The sequence below is a fragment of the Phycicoccus elongatus Lp2 genome (assembly GCF_000367525.1).
GTDB classification, from domain to species: domain Bacteria; phylum Actinomycetota; class Actinomycetes; order Actinomycetales; family Dermatophilaceae; genus Phycicoccus_A; species Phycicoccus_A elongatus.
In genome coordinates this window covers 1,054,121-1,065,874 of record NZ_HF570956.1, presented here as the reverse complement: position 1 = coordinate 1,065,874, position 11,754 = coordinate 1,054,121, and the positions used below count along the sequence as shown (strand labels likewise).

General features: G+C 67.2%; 13 protein-coding genes and 1 pseudogene. 6 read left to right on the top strand and 8 right to left on the bottom strand.

The annotated features are described in order from the left end of the window. The first annotated feature begins 465 nt into the window (after window positions 1–465). Together BN10_RS05065 and BN10_RS05060 are read left to right on the top strand one after the other, a co-directional pair. Window positions 466–1,023, top strand: a complete 558-nt coding sequence (locus tag BN10_RS05065; RefSeq protein ID WP_233354265.1) for a TlpA family protein disulfide reductase — start codon at window positions 466–468, stop codon at window positions 1,021–1,023. 5 nt (window positions 1,024–1,028) lie between these two features. Then, entirely contained in the window at window positions 1,029–1,778 is a 750-nt protein-coding gene (locus BN10_RS05060; protein ID WP_010850104.1) for a cytochrome c biogenesis CcdA family protein, read from the top strand. 11 nt (window positions 1,779–1,789) lie between these two features. Here BN10_RS05060 and BN10_RS05055 read toward each other — a convergent pair whose 3' ends face one another. The 6 genes from BN10_RS05055 to BN10_RS05030 all read right to left on the bottom strand — a co-directional run bounded on the left by BN10_RS05055 (window position 1,790) and on the right by BN10_RS05030 (window position 6,054). Next, on the bottom strand, window positions 1,790–2,419 hold the full coding sequence (locus BN10_RS05055; protein ID WP_010850103.1) for a vitamin K epoxide reductase family protein: 630 nt from the start codon (window positions 2,417–2,419) through the stop codon (window positions 1,790–1,792). Then, the gene (locus BN10_RS05050; RefSeq protein WP_010850102.1) at window positions 2,412–3,083 is read right to left on the bottom strand and encodes a DsbA family protein; all 672 of its coding nucleotides are present in this window, start codon (window positions 3,081–3,083) and stop codon (window positions 2,412–2,414) included. Before BN10_RS05050 ends, BN10_RS05055 begins: the two co-directional genes overlap by 8 nt. A gap of 68 nt (window positions 3,084–3,151) precedes the next feature. Then, a complete protein-coding gene (locus tag BN10_RS05045; RefSeq protein ID WP_010850101.1) occupies window positions 3,152–3,910 on the bottom strand; it encodes a cation diffusion facilitator family transporter in 759 nt (252 codons plus the stop codon). Then, complete coding sequence (locus tag BN10_RS05040; RefSeq protein WP_010850100.1) at window positions 3,907–4,800, bottom strand: cation diffusion facilitator family transporter; 894 nt, start codon at window positions 4,798–4,800, stop codon at window positions 3,907–3,909. The genes BN10_RS05045 and BN10_RS05040 overlap by 4 nt, the downstream gene beginning before the upstream one ends. Beyond that, entirely contained in the window at window positions 4,797–5,159 is a 363-nt protein-coding gene (locus tag BN10_RS05035; RefSeq protein WP_010850099.1) for an ArsR/SmtB family transcription factor, read from the bottom strand. Before BN10_RS05035 ends, BN10_RS05040 begins: the two co-directional genes overlap by 4 nt. A 202-nt stretch (window positions 5,160–5,361) precedes the next feature. Next, the gene (locus BN10_RS05030; protein WP_010850098.1) at window positions 5,362–6,054 is read right to left on the bottom strand and encodes an arsenate reductase/protein-tyrosine-phosphatase family protein; all 693 of its coding nucleotides are present in this window, start codon (window positions 6,052–6,054) and stop codon (window positions 5,362–5,364) included. A 46-nt stretch (window positions 6,055–6,100) separates the two neighbouring features. On the opposite strand from BN10_RS05030, the gene BN10_RS05025 reads away from it, so the two are divergent. From BN10_RS05025 to BN10_RS16210, 4 genes and pseudogenes are all read left to right on the top strand, one after another. Next, window positions 6,101–6,844, top strand: a complete 744-nt coding sequence (locus BN10_RS05025; protein ID WP_010850097.1) for an aquaporin — start codon at window positions 6,101–6,103, stop codon at window positions 6,842–6,844. A gap of 14 nt (window positions 6,845–6,858) precedes the next feature. Continuing rightward, window positions 6,859–7,482 carry an arsenate-mycothiol transferase ArsC gene (locus tag BN10_RS05020; protein WP_010850096.1) on the top strand — a complete coding sequence of 208 codons (624 nt, stop codon included), beginning with the start codon at window positions 6,859–6,861 and terminating at the stop codon, window positions 7,480–7,482. A 32-nt stretch (window positions 7,483–7,514) separates the two neighbouring features. Further along, window positions 7,515–7,937 carry an arsenate reductase ArsC gene (locus tag BN10_RS05015; protein ID WP_010850095.1) on the top strand — a complete coding sequence of 141 codons (423 nt, stop codon included), beginning with the start codon at window positions 7,515–7,517 and terminating at the stop codon, window positions 7,935–7,937. A gap of 22 nt (window positions 7,938–7,959) precedes the next feature. Beyond that, a pseudogene (locus BN10_RS16210) lies at window positions 7,960–8,130 on the top strand (FAD-dependent oxidoreductase); the annotation flags it as partial. A 1,031-nt stretch (window positions 8,131–9,161) separates the two neighbouring features. Here the strand turns inward: BN10_RS16210 and BN10_RS05005 are convergent. Together BN10_RS05005 and BN10_RS05000 are read right to left on the bottom strand one after the other, a co-directional pair. Beyond that, a complete protein-coding gene (locus tag BN10_RS05005; RefSeq protein ID WP_010850093.1) occupies window positions 9,162–9,977 on the bottom strand; it encodes a hypothetical protein in 816 nt (271 codons plus the stop codon). A 192-nt stretch (window positions 9,978–10,169) separates the two neighbouring features. Continuing rightward, window positions 10,170–11,408 carry an ATP-binding protein gene (locus BN10_RS05000; protein WP_010850092.1) on the bottom strand — a complete coding sequence of 413 codons (1,239 nt, stop codon included), beginning with the start codon at window positions 11,406–11,408 and terminating at the stop codon, window positions 10,170–10,172. Window positions 11,409–11,754 lie beyond the last annotated feature (346 nt).

Sequence of the window (11,754 nt, the reverse complement as noted above, 5' to 3'; positions counted from 1 at the left end):
TTTCCGTCGAAGACGTCCCGGCCATCCACGCGGAAGGTCGGCGACCCGGGAAAACCAAAGGCCTGCGCCTGTTCATCGGTGCTCACAACCACGATCCTGAACTGGAGCTCACCGACGCCAAGCTCAGTGAGAGCGGTCTCCAACGCTCGCGTCGCGTGTTCCGCGTGGGGGCAGTCGGGTATCACCAGCAGTTCGATCCTCATGACTCCAGCATCGGCCACCCCTCCGCCGGTTGGGAACCGAGGCAGTGACCCGGGCCCCTGCGGCCCCGCGGGCGACCGAGCCCTCAGGTGCATTTGCGATGATCACGACCATGAGCCCGGACGTTCCCCCGATCAGCGCCACAGCAGCTCACCCCTTCTGGAACGAGCCGATGCTCCCGCCCACCTCCCCGGGAGCTGGCGGATGACTTGCAGGACCACTGGGCGTGCCCTATCGCGCGGCGCCGTTGCCCTCGCTTTCGTTGTGGCGCTCGTGGCCCTGGGAGGCTGCTCCTCGGACCCGAACTCCATCGCGGAGCAGGCCAAGAAAGGCGACCAGAAGGGATACATCGCGGGCAACGGTGCGATCGAGCAGATCCCTTCCGCCCAGAGGTTGAAGCCGATCACCCTCGAAGGCACGACCTTGGACGGCGCGCACTGGTCCAGCACGTCCGCGAGGGGCAAAGACGTGGTCGTCATCAACCTGTGGGGGTCGTGGTGCCCACCGTGCATCACCGAGATCCCCGACCTGGAGAAGGTCTGGACGGAGGTTCAGGCGGCCAAGAAGCCGGTGATGTTCATGGGGATCGACTTCCGTGAGTCCGCCGAGCGCGGGTCGGCGTTCGTGGCGACGCAGAAGATGACCTACCCCAGCCTGACCGACGAGTCGGGCGTCCTCATTCTCGCCTTCGGCCGCCAGGCCCCCACGAGCCCGCCTTCCACTCTCATCCTTGACCGTGAGGGGCGGGTCGCGGGTCGCGTCAGCGGCGTCGTGTCGGCCGCAACCTTGCGAGGCCTCATCGACGACGTGCTCGACTCCTGATCACTGTGACCGACGCAATCGCCTCCGGAGCCCTGCCGCTCGCTGTCCTCGTGGCGGCACTCGCCGGGCTGGTCTCTTTCGCGTCGCCGTGCGTCCTGCCGCTCGTGCCGGGGTTCCTGGGCTACGTGACAGGGCTGAGTGACACCGCGCTGGAGCGGCGTTCACGCGGTCGGATGTTGCTCGGGGCGGTGCTCTTCGTCCTGGGCTTCGCAGCAGTCTTCGTGGTGGGGTCGATCTTCATCGCCTCCCTGGGTCGGGCGCTGACCGAGCACCGTGTGATCCTCATGCGAGTCGGCGGCGCGGTCATCATCGTCATGGGCTTGGTCTTCCTTGGCGTGGGTGCTCGCGCTGGCTCGCAGCGCCAGTTCGCACTCAGGTGGCGACCCCGGACCGGCCTACTCGGGGCGCCCGTGGTCGGGGCCATCTTCGGGCTCGGGTGGGCGCCCTGCACCGGCCCAACCCTCGCCGCAGTCATGACCCTGTCGGCCTCGACCACGAACCCGAGCACGGGACGCGCAGCCACCCTGGCCACGGCATACGCGCTGGGTCTGGGGTTGCCGTTCATCCTCGCTGCGGCCGGGATCGAACGCTTCGGTGGCGTCTCAAGATGGGTGGGTCGACACCACCGTCCCATCCAGATCTTCGGCGGCGTCATGTTGATCCTCGTGGGGCTGCTGCTGCTGACCGGGGTATGGGAAGACCTCACCCGCTGGCTCCAGGCAGAACTCGTCTCGGGGTTCACCGTCCCGATCTGAACCACGGCCGGTCAGTTGCCCAGCGTCACCCAGTAGTCCCAGAACTGGATGACGATGAGGCCGGCGATGACCACGAGCCACACGGTCACGACGATCGGACCGTAGGACGCGATCCCGCGCAGTCGCGCGGGAACGGGGAGCCGTCCCGTTCTCACGTTGTGGGCGGTGGCGGCCGCGAACGCGGTGATGGCCGCGACCCAGACGATCATGCAATAGGGGCACAGGGCGCCGATGCGATACAAGCTCTGGAAGATGAGCCAGTGCACGAACACGACCCCGAACGTGGTCCCGGCCTGGATGCCCCACCAAAACCACCCCGGCAGGCTCACCCGGGCCATCAGCACCACACCAACGGTCAGCAGGGCCGTGAAGCCGGCGACGCCCAGGATGGGGTTGGGGAACCCGAACGCTGCTGCCTGGTCGGTGTTCATGACCGACCCGCAGGAGAGCACCGGGTTGATGCTGCACGAGGGCACGTAGGTGGGGTCGGTGAGCAGGGCGATCTTCTCGACGAGCAGCACGAACGCTGCGGCCAACCCGGTCAGGCCGGCCAGGGTCAGGGACCAGACCGTGCCTCGACCAACCGCTTCGATCTGAGCTGTTGGTTGAGCGGTCGGCCGGGCGGGTGGGGTTTCAGCCATTGAGGGCGGCGTCGATCTGGTCGCGGAAGTCCTGGACCGAGGACGGCTGCAGCTTCTTGCCGTTGAGGAAGAACGTCGGGGTGCCTTCCACGCCGAGGTCGATCCCGTCCTGCCGGTCGGCCTCCACCCGGTCCAGGGTGGCCTTGTCCGCGACGGCCTTGTCGTAGGCGGTCAGGTCCAGACCCAGCTCCTGGGCGAAGCCGCGGAACAGCGCAGCCTTGGAGTCCTGCTGCTCGCCCCATTCGGACTGGGTGTCGTACATCCGCTTGTACATCTCTTCGAACTTGCCCTGTTGGGCTGCGGCCTCGACAGCGACGGCGGAGTTGATCGCGTTGGTGTGGCTGGGGATCGGGAAGTAGCGCACGACGAAGTCGACCTTGCCCGCATACGTGGTACGCAGCTCTTCCACGACGGGGTATGCCGCCCGGCAGGATTCGCATTCGAAGTCCAGGAACTCGACCAGCACGACCTTGCCCGTGCCGGCGGCACCGAGCCGGTGGCTGTTCTCACGGACGAGTTTGCCCGTCCCGGTCCCTGCCCCGGTGGTGGCGGCGTCGGTGGGGTCGGCCGTCTTCGGGCGCAGGGCCAGGGCGGTCGCCACGAACGCCACGAAGAGGGCGACGACGATGGCAGAGACGATGGCGTTGCGTTTCACGGGGGTCACAGGGGTCAACTCCAGGGCAGGGTAAGGGACAGGGCAGGGCTTGGTGGGGCGAACGGTCAGTGGCGCGGTCAGGTTCCGCGATCGACCTTGGTGGACGCGTCGTGGTCGAGTTCGGTGGCGCTGGGGGTGCAGCAGTCGTCCTCGGCGCAGTGCGTGGTCACGGCCGGCACGTCCGTCACTGCCCGTGGCGTGGTGAGTGCTGCCGGGGTGCAGCAGTCGTCGCCCTGCCAGTTCTCCCAGCCCTCGCGAGCCGCGACCGCGGCGATGATCAGCGCGGCCACCGGGTCGGCCCAGAACCAGCCGAGGGTGGCGTTGAGGACGAGCCCGACCAGCAGGACCGCGGATAGGTAGGTGCAAAGCAGGGTTTGGGTGCCATCCCCCTCAACGGCAGCCGAACCCAGTTCTCGACCGGTGCGGCGCTGCCACAGGCTCAGGAACGGCATGACCGCCAGGGACGCCAGGGCCAGGCCGATGCCGACGGGGCTGCTCTCTGGTTGGGCTCCGCTGATCAGGGCGTGCCCCGCCTCAACGGCGAGGTAGGCAGCGAGGGTGAAGAACGAGACGGCTATGAGGCGCTGCGAGGTGCGTTCCCTGCTCTCTGGCATGGGGTGGCGGAACTGCCACAGGATCACCAGCCCGGAGGACACCTCGACCAGTGAATCCAGGCCGAACCCGACCAGGGCGGAGGAGCCGGCGATGTTTCCGGCCGTGATCGCGATGACGGCTTCGATGGTGTTGTAGGCGACGGAGGCCCCGGCCAACAGTTGGGCGCGGCGCATCAACGTCGCGCGTCGCTCGTTGGTGCCCACAGTGGTCCACGTGCTCACCAGGTCACCTCCTTGCAACCGGTATGGGTGTCGGGTTCGACCTGCAGGGTGGCGTGCTCGACCCCGAACTTCGTGCGCATGACCAAGCGGGCGTTGTCCAGGACGGCGTGCGGGTCCGCGTCCTGGTCGGTCATCAGGTGCGCGGTGGCCACGTTCATCCCAGAGGTCAGGGTCCACACGTGCAGGTCGTGAACGTCGCTCACTCCCGGGACCCCTGCCAGAGCCTGCTCAACCTCGTCCGGCGCCATCTCAGCAGGGGCGTGTTGACCCAGGACGGTGAGGACTTCACGTCCAAGCATGACGGCGCGGACAGCGACGAAGACGGCGATGGCCAGCGCGATGCCGGTGTCCCACCACGCGTTCCCGGTCGCGCTCACCATGACGCCGGCGATGATGACACCGACCGACCCGACCGTGTCCGCGACGACCTCGAGGTAGGCGCCTTTGACGTTCAGGCTGTCACTGGCCCCACCACGCAGCAGGAGCAACGCGATGACATTGACCACCAGTCCGACGGCGCCCACGATCAGCATCGGCCCGGACGAGATCTCAGCGGTTTCGCCGATGCGCCCGATGGCCTCCACCGCGATGTAGACCGAGACCCCAAGCATCAACAACACCGCCAGCCCCGACGCGAAGACCTCGGCCCGGTAGGAGCCGAACGTCCTACGCCCGGTGTTGTCGGGGCGAGTGGCGATCCGCGTGGCGACCAACGCCGCACCCAGGGCGACGACGTCGGCGGCCATGTGGCCCGCGTCGGAAAGCAACGCCAGAGAGCCCGACATCAGGCCTGCGACGAGTTCAACGACGAAGTACCCGGCGACGAGGATGAACGCCAACCGCAGGCGCCACCGGTGCGCGCCGCCCGCGTGGCCGTGCCCGCCACTCATCGGGTCACCTGGGTGGACGGACCGACAGCAGTCACCGGCCCTTCGGAGGCGCCGCCAGCGTCGTGGGCCAAGTGCTCTCGGGTCAGGTCCAGAAGCATCCGCACGTGCGAGTCCGCGAGCCGGTAGAACACCAACCGCCCCTGCCTGCGCCCGGTGACCACCCCCGAGGCACGCAGCATCCGCAACGACTGCGACACCGTCGCCTCCTGAGTCCCGGTCGAGGCCGCAAGATCGCACACACACAACTCTCCGGCTTCGAGCAGGGCGAACAACAGTCGGGAACGGGTCAAGTCCCCAAGCAGCTTGAACATGCTTGCCGCCCGGGCCAGATCATCGACCGGCAACGTCGCATCGAGCACCAGCTGAACCTTTTCAGGGTGGACACAGTGGACCGAGCAACCATCCAAGCCAACAATTATGTCATCTGAGCGCATGATCAGATATTAGGGGTGTTGGCAACCGAGATCCAACTATGAGCACGCATGAGGGCTTGGACGTACCGGCCTGCCGTCTGTCCCAACGGTGGATCCGAACACGCGAGAGACCCGTCCAACGCAAGGGTCAACCGGTTGTGCTGACAACTTGAGCCGACAAGCGCGCCACTCTGGTGGTGATTGCCTCGAGGGCGTCGTCGAAGGCTCGGTCGCTGCCTGCAGGCACGGGGTCGGGGATGGACCAGTGTGCCCAGTCGCGGCCGTCGAGGTCCTCGTGGGCACGGTCGCACACGGTGACGATGAGATCGTTGGTGAGGTCCGTTGGGCCCAGCGCGCGGGGGGTGATCGCCGGAAGGTCGAGGTCGTGACGCTGTGCTGTGGCGATCGCGCCGTGGTGGGTGCTTTCGCCCGGGTGGGTGCCCGCCGACGTCGCCGGGATGTCGCTGACACGTCGCCACGCAGCGGTGGCCAAGTGGGAGCGGGCCGTGTTCGCGGTGCACACGAAGACGATGCGGGAGGCGCTCACCTGGGTCTGCCCCGCACCAAGGTCTCGCAGGAGCCACTCGTTGTGGCCGTTGAGGGAGAGGTAGGAGCGGCGCGCATCACCTTCGGAGCGGCGACGGGTGAGCAGGCCGGCGGAGTCGAGGACCTTGAGGTGGTGCGCGAGCAGGTTGGATGGGATCGCGAGGGCGGTCCCCAGCTCGGTCGCGGACCGGTCGCTGACGGCGAGCAGGTCGACGATGCGCAGGCGTGTGACGTCGGCGAGGGCGCCATGAAGAGCGGCCCGTCGCTGCAGAATCTCTGTTTGCTCAGTGTTCATTGACTCAAGTTTGACTGAGCCACTGGGGTTGAGTCAACATTCTCGTGTGACCGACATTGAGACACCGCCCCTGCCGCGCCGCTTGCTCGCCGAGTTCCTCGGCACCGCCCTCCTGGTGGCCGTGGTCGTCGGGTCCGGCATTGCCGCGGCACAGCTCTCCCCGCAGGACGTCGGGCTCCAGCTCCTCGAGAACAGCACGGCAACCGTGCTCGGCCTTGCGGTGCTCATCCTCATGTTCGGACCGGTGTCCGGGGCTCACTTCAACCCGGTCGTCTCTCTCGCCGACTGGTTCATCGGGCGGCGCGCAGGGACGGGCCTCTCCCTCTCAGAGGTCGCTGCCTACGCGGTCGCGCAGGTCGTGGGCGCGATCACGGGTGCCGTCCTGGCCAACGCGATGTTCGGTGCATCGATGGCGTTGTCGACCAAGGAACGCGCCACCGGCCCTCACCTGCTTGCCGAGGTCGTCGCGACCAGCGTTCTGGTCGCTTTGATCTTTGCCCTGGCGCGCACTGGCCGCGGCGCCATGGCCGCCCCGGCCGTCGGTGCCTACATCGGTGCCGCGTACTGGTTCACCAGCTCAACTTCGTTCGCCAACCCCGCGGTCACCGTTGGCCGCATCTTCTCCGACACGTTCGCCGGCATCGCCCCGAGTTCGGCCCCGGGGTTCGTGGTGGCGCAGCTGGTCGGCCTCGTCGTGGGCGTCGCCATCACCTTGGCTCTGTACCCCGACGCCGCCTCGAGCGCCGACGACGTCGTCGTCCCTCACCCCGCTCCATCGAACTCGGCCTAAGGAAGGGCTCCGCCATGAGCACTATCTCCCCCTCGAAGGACCCGTACGCGGCGATCACCGAGGACCTCACTTACTCCTACGAGGGCATCTTCTCCTCGCAGAGCGTTGCCGCTGCCGTCGACGCCGCACGTCTGGCACTCGAGCCGGCGTCCACCGTCCAGACCTACCTTCCCGTGCTGGTCGCACGCCAGGCCCGGGAACAGCTGATGGCCGCCGCCCAGGCGGAAGGTCACATCGCCAAGACGGTCCCCGAGATCGTTTTCGTGTGTGTCCACAACGCCGGCCGCTCCCAGATGGCAGCAGCGATGACCGAACACCTCTCGGCCCGCCGGGTCCACGTCCGCTCCGCCGGCTCCGCCCCATCGCGAGAGATCAACCCCATGGTCGTCGACGTTCTCGCCGAGCGCGGCATCTCCCTGGTCACGGCATACCCGAAACCGCTGTCCGACAACGTCATTCGCGCAGCCGACGTGATCATCACCATGGGTTGCGGCGACGCGTGCCCCATCTTCCCGGGCAAACGCTACGAGGACTGGGACGTCGCGGACCCGGCCGACCAGCCCATCGAAGTCGTCCGCGATATCCGCGATGACATCCAGGCCCGAGTCACCACCCTCCTGCGCGAAATCCTCAACTGACCCGCACCCGCCACACCAGAAGGAGCCCACCCATGAGCACCGCAACCAAGCCTTCCGTTCTGTTCGTCTGCGTGCACAACGCCGGACGATCGCAGATGGCCGCCGCGTACACCCATCACCTCTCCGGCGGCGCCGTCGAGGTCCTCTCGGCCGGATCCGCACCCGCAGACCAGGTGAACCCGTCCGCCGTCGAAGCCATGGCCGAAGAGGGCATCGACATCATCGCCGAAACCCCGAAGATCCTCACCACCGATGCCGTGCAGTCCAGCGACGTGGTCATCACCATGGGATGCGGCGACACCTGCCCCATCTTCCCGGGCAAGCGCTACGAGGACTGGGAACTCGAAGACCCCGCCGGCAAGGGCGTCGACTCCGTCCGCCCCATCCGCGACGACATCAAGCAGCGGGTCCTGACCCTCCTCGACGAGCTCGGCGTGACGCCCGTGAGCGCCTGAACGTCCCACGAGGAGAACGCACGTGACCACCGACGTCCGCAACGTCATCATCATTGGTTCCGGCCCGGCCGGCTACACCGCCGCGGTGTATGCCGCCCGCGCGAATCTCCAGCCCGTCCTGTTCGAAGGGGCCGTCACTGCTGGTGGCGCCCTGATGAACACCACCGAGGTCGAGAACTTCCCCGGTTTCCGCGTGGTGCTGGGCCGACAGTTCGCCGCGCAGCTCGTAACGCCAGCCCAAGGCGGTGGCGGTCGCCTGGGCAAGGACGAACACCGCGTGCGCCTCCGCGGAGTCCAGACGGGCACGCCGTGTGACGTCGAGGAGGGTGACGACACCGTCGACCGTGACATAGAGCGCGTCCGGGACGTGGGTGCGCACCCCCGACGCGAAGGGCCACTCCAGTCGCAGCGGCTGGGTGGTCATTTGGGTGATCGGACGCGTCAACAGCAGGTCACGGTAAGTCTCCTGCTCGTTGCGGGACTCGAACCAACCAGCGTGGGCTTCCCGGTCCACCGACGGCAACGCCATCCGGCCGATGTAGTTCCGCATCCCGTGGTAGGACACCGGGCGACGCACCTCGGCCAGCACATCCGGTGTCAACGTCGCGGCGCCTGGAACATCGCACGCCTTCTGCCGGTCACGACCCGAGACCGGGTCCACCTCCCGGATGGTCACCGACGAGGTGAGCGCGACCTCGCGAGCCAGGGCGGCATCCTGTGCCGCCGAAACGACCTCTTCCCACGGGGCTCGCGGCCCACGAAGAGATTCGAGGAAGTCCACTCGGGTTCCGCGACGATGCGACACGCTCGCGCGCGTGACCGTCACAGCGGCACCCGGACCTTCGACACAGCGTTGACACGACTGTGGGCTGTCCCCAAGAATGGCAAGGCAAAGCCTCCTTGCTTGATCTGACAGGTTTCGACGCGCGACCACGAATCGCGCGGTACACCACACACGCGCCGGGTTCCCGCCCGGCCTTGTGTGTGTCTGGGGTGTTTGAGGCTCCCAGCGCCGCCCCGTTGGCGCTACGTACTCCCTGTCACCAGACCGCCTCTCACGCGTCGCGGACCAACCACAACGCCATCACCGGGTGCGATGCGCCCCCTTGGCGCACCTCGCCATCAAACGTACCCGTGCGCGCAAGGGCGACGCAGAGATTGCATGCGGCCACTGCTCATGGTGTCGCGGGATCCGGGTTTCGCGGGTGACCTGCGATGGCACGGTCACGCTGGGCCGTTATGCCGTCGCTCGTACAGGCGCATCGCCTCGAGCAGGACAAGACCGCTGGTCCCGACGGCGAGGCTGATCCCGTCATCCGAGGCCACGAAGTGCGCTACCCCGCCACCGTCGATGCGCGCGACAAAGGTTCGATCCGATCCGAACATGCTGGCCCACACCTTGGTGTGCTGGTACCCGGACAGGCGGCGCCACTCGGCCACCACAATGCGCGCATAGTCCGTGCCGTGTCGAGACACCAGCCAGTCCAGCTTCGGGACCTCGTCCGTCAGGTTGACCTTCCTCCCCAGTTCCGCGTACTCCACACCGAGCGCCTCGGCGTCACGCCGGTAGCTGGCACCCGCTGTCGCCCGCCGCTCAGCTGCCTGCTCGCGATACTCCCGTCCATCGGACAACTTGCCGAGCTCTTCCAAGAAGGCGAGCTCCGCCTTGTGATCGAGAACTTCGTAGTGCAGCCCTCGGCGACGGCGGTCATGACTCCTTCGAGGGTCAAGCAGCCAGATCGCCCACAACGAGTTCTCCAGGACCGGTCGGAGCAAGTTGAAGGGGGCATTCGGGCCGAAGCCGATCGCCCGGACCAAACCCAAGAACGCCAGGTGGTTTTCGTGAGCGATCGTCAGCAGCCGATGCGCCGCGATGTACGGACGATGACCCGCGGGCTGGACCCGATCAACCTGCCGCGCGGCCAAGCTCGTCGAGGCTGCCCCAGAGTCGTCGAGCCCCTGCATGCGGCTATAGGCGTCGGCAATGGACGGCCACAGCTCGTCCGCGCCCTTCCAATCCACGGTCGCAGGCTCAGTCATGAACGCACAGTAGAGGCAGCCCCTCGAAGCCCTGTTCCCGCCGGTGGATCTCATGTCGATGGGATCAGAATCCTCACCCAGAAGACTCAGTTTCTTCGATCAGTGCCTCAAACAGTTCGCCATGATCAGATTCCAGTCCCAGATCCCGTAGAAAGCTCAGAATCAAGCACCTCCGGACAACAAGAACGGCCATCAGGCGTGGTCGCGCAGATACCTGCCGAAATGCGGCACTGTGAAGGCGATCTGACCTCGCTCGGCAGAGTAGATCAACCCCTTCTTCAGCAGCGCATCCCTTGCCGGAGAGAGGGATTGCGGCTTCTTGCCGAGGATCCGGGCGACCTCGGCTGTGGGCACGGAGTCCAACTCGGTCTCCAACACCGAGGTGTATGCCGCGTCGGCACCATCCGGGGCACCCTCGGATCTCAGGTACGAAGCTTCCGCCATGGCCCGCAAGTACTCCCGCTCGGCTGGGGTCGCGCGCTCATAGCGTGAGCCGAAGAAGCCAACGGCCAACTCTGCCTCGGCCTCGGGCGCGCCGACCGTGACGTCCTCAGCGGTGATCGGCGAGCGAGGTGCCCTGTCCCACACGGCTTTTCCGTAGGCCTGGACGAAATAGGGATAGCCGCCGGTCACGGCATACATGGCGGACAGCGCGTCCGGAGACCACTCGGCGTCCTCCTCCTCGGCCGGGGCGGACAGCGCCAGTTCCATGGCGACCGAGTCGAGGCGGTCGATGCGTGCGTAGCGAAAGAGCCTCTCCGAGTATGACTTCGACGCCGACAGCACTGCCGGCAGGTGCGGCAGGCCTGCCCCCACGACGATGACGGGCAGGCCCGCCTGACCCATCTCATGGCACGCCGCGCAGAGCGCGGACACGTCCTCCGGCCCGAGGTCCTGCATCTCGTCGATGAAGAGCGCGATCCCGCGACCGGTGTCCGCGGCATACCCACCCACGTCGGTCAGCAGCTCGAGGAGGTCGATCTCGATGTCGCCGGAGTCGGCTCGCCCCTTGGTGGCGGTGGCCGTGATGCCCGGGTTCCACTTCTCACGCAGTTTGGCGCCGGCTCCGGAGTCGCGCTCGGCGAAGGCACGGATGACCCCCAGGACGTCGTCGTGCCGACCGCCTGACTGGCCGAGTTCGCGCACGGCCTGGTGCAACGCCGATGCCAGCGGTCGGCGGAGGCGCTGATCGGGGCGCGCCTCCAACTTGCCGGTCCCCCAGCCGGCGCGCACAGCCGCAGATCGGAGGGCATTGAGCAGGACCGTCTTTCCGACCCCGCGCAGGCCAATGAGCAGCAACGAACGCTCCGGTCGACCGCGCTGCACCCGCTCGAGCACGACGTCGAAGGCGGTCAACTGCTCGTCACGGCCGGCCAACTCGGGCGGGCGCTGGCCGGCCCCAGGGGCATAGGGGTTGCGAATCGGGTCCACGATCGGAGGCTATAGCGAAATCTAGATTTCACGGCATACATCTTCAGACTTTGGTATGCCGTGTCCCCCACGCCACCCCTTCGCGCCCCAGACTGACCGAATGGGTGACGTCCCCCAGCGCGGTGTAAGTCGCCGGGAGTGTCCTCGTTGAAGTTGGGGAGGCCATCGCGTGAGTCTTTGCGTGTCAGGTGGCCGAGCTCGTGCGGCTGGCCGGTTCCGTGGCGGACGCGCTGGCACGGCCCGAGCACTGGCTGCGGCTGGCCCCTCGGGATGTGGCCGCCAGCCGGGCTCGCCCGACACCTTCTCGCGCCCGATAGGGCTGTCTAGCGCACACGGCATACAACTA

Excerpts from the sequence above, each read along its gene's own strand:
- BN10_RS05055 (WP_010850103.1), bottom strand. The coding sequence starts at position 2,419 with ATGGCTGAAACCCCACCCGCCCGGCCGACCGCTCAACCAACAGCTCAG.
- BN10_RS05040 (WP_010850100.1), bottom strand. The coding sequence starts at position 4,800 with ATGAGTGGCGGGCACGGCCACGCGGGCGGCGCGCACCGGTGGCGCCTG.
- BN10_RS05030 (WP_010850098.1), bottom strand. The coding sequence starts at position 6,054 with ATGAACACTGAGCAAACAGAGATTCTGCAGCGACGGGCCGCTCTTCAT.
- BN10_RS05020 (WP_010850096.1), top strand. The coding sequence starts at position 6,859 with ATGAGCACTATCTCCCCCTCGAAGGACCCGTACGCGGCGATCACCGAG.
- BN10_RS05015 (WP_010850095.1), top strand. The coding sequence starts at position 7,515 with ATGAGCACCGCAACCAAGCCTTCCGTTCTGTTCGTCTGCGTGCACAAC.
- BN10_RS05005 (WP_010850093.1), bottom strand. The coding sequence starts at position 9,977 with ATGACTGAGCCTGCGACCGTGGATTGGAAGGGCGCGGACGAGCTGTGG.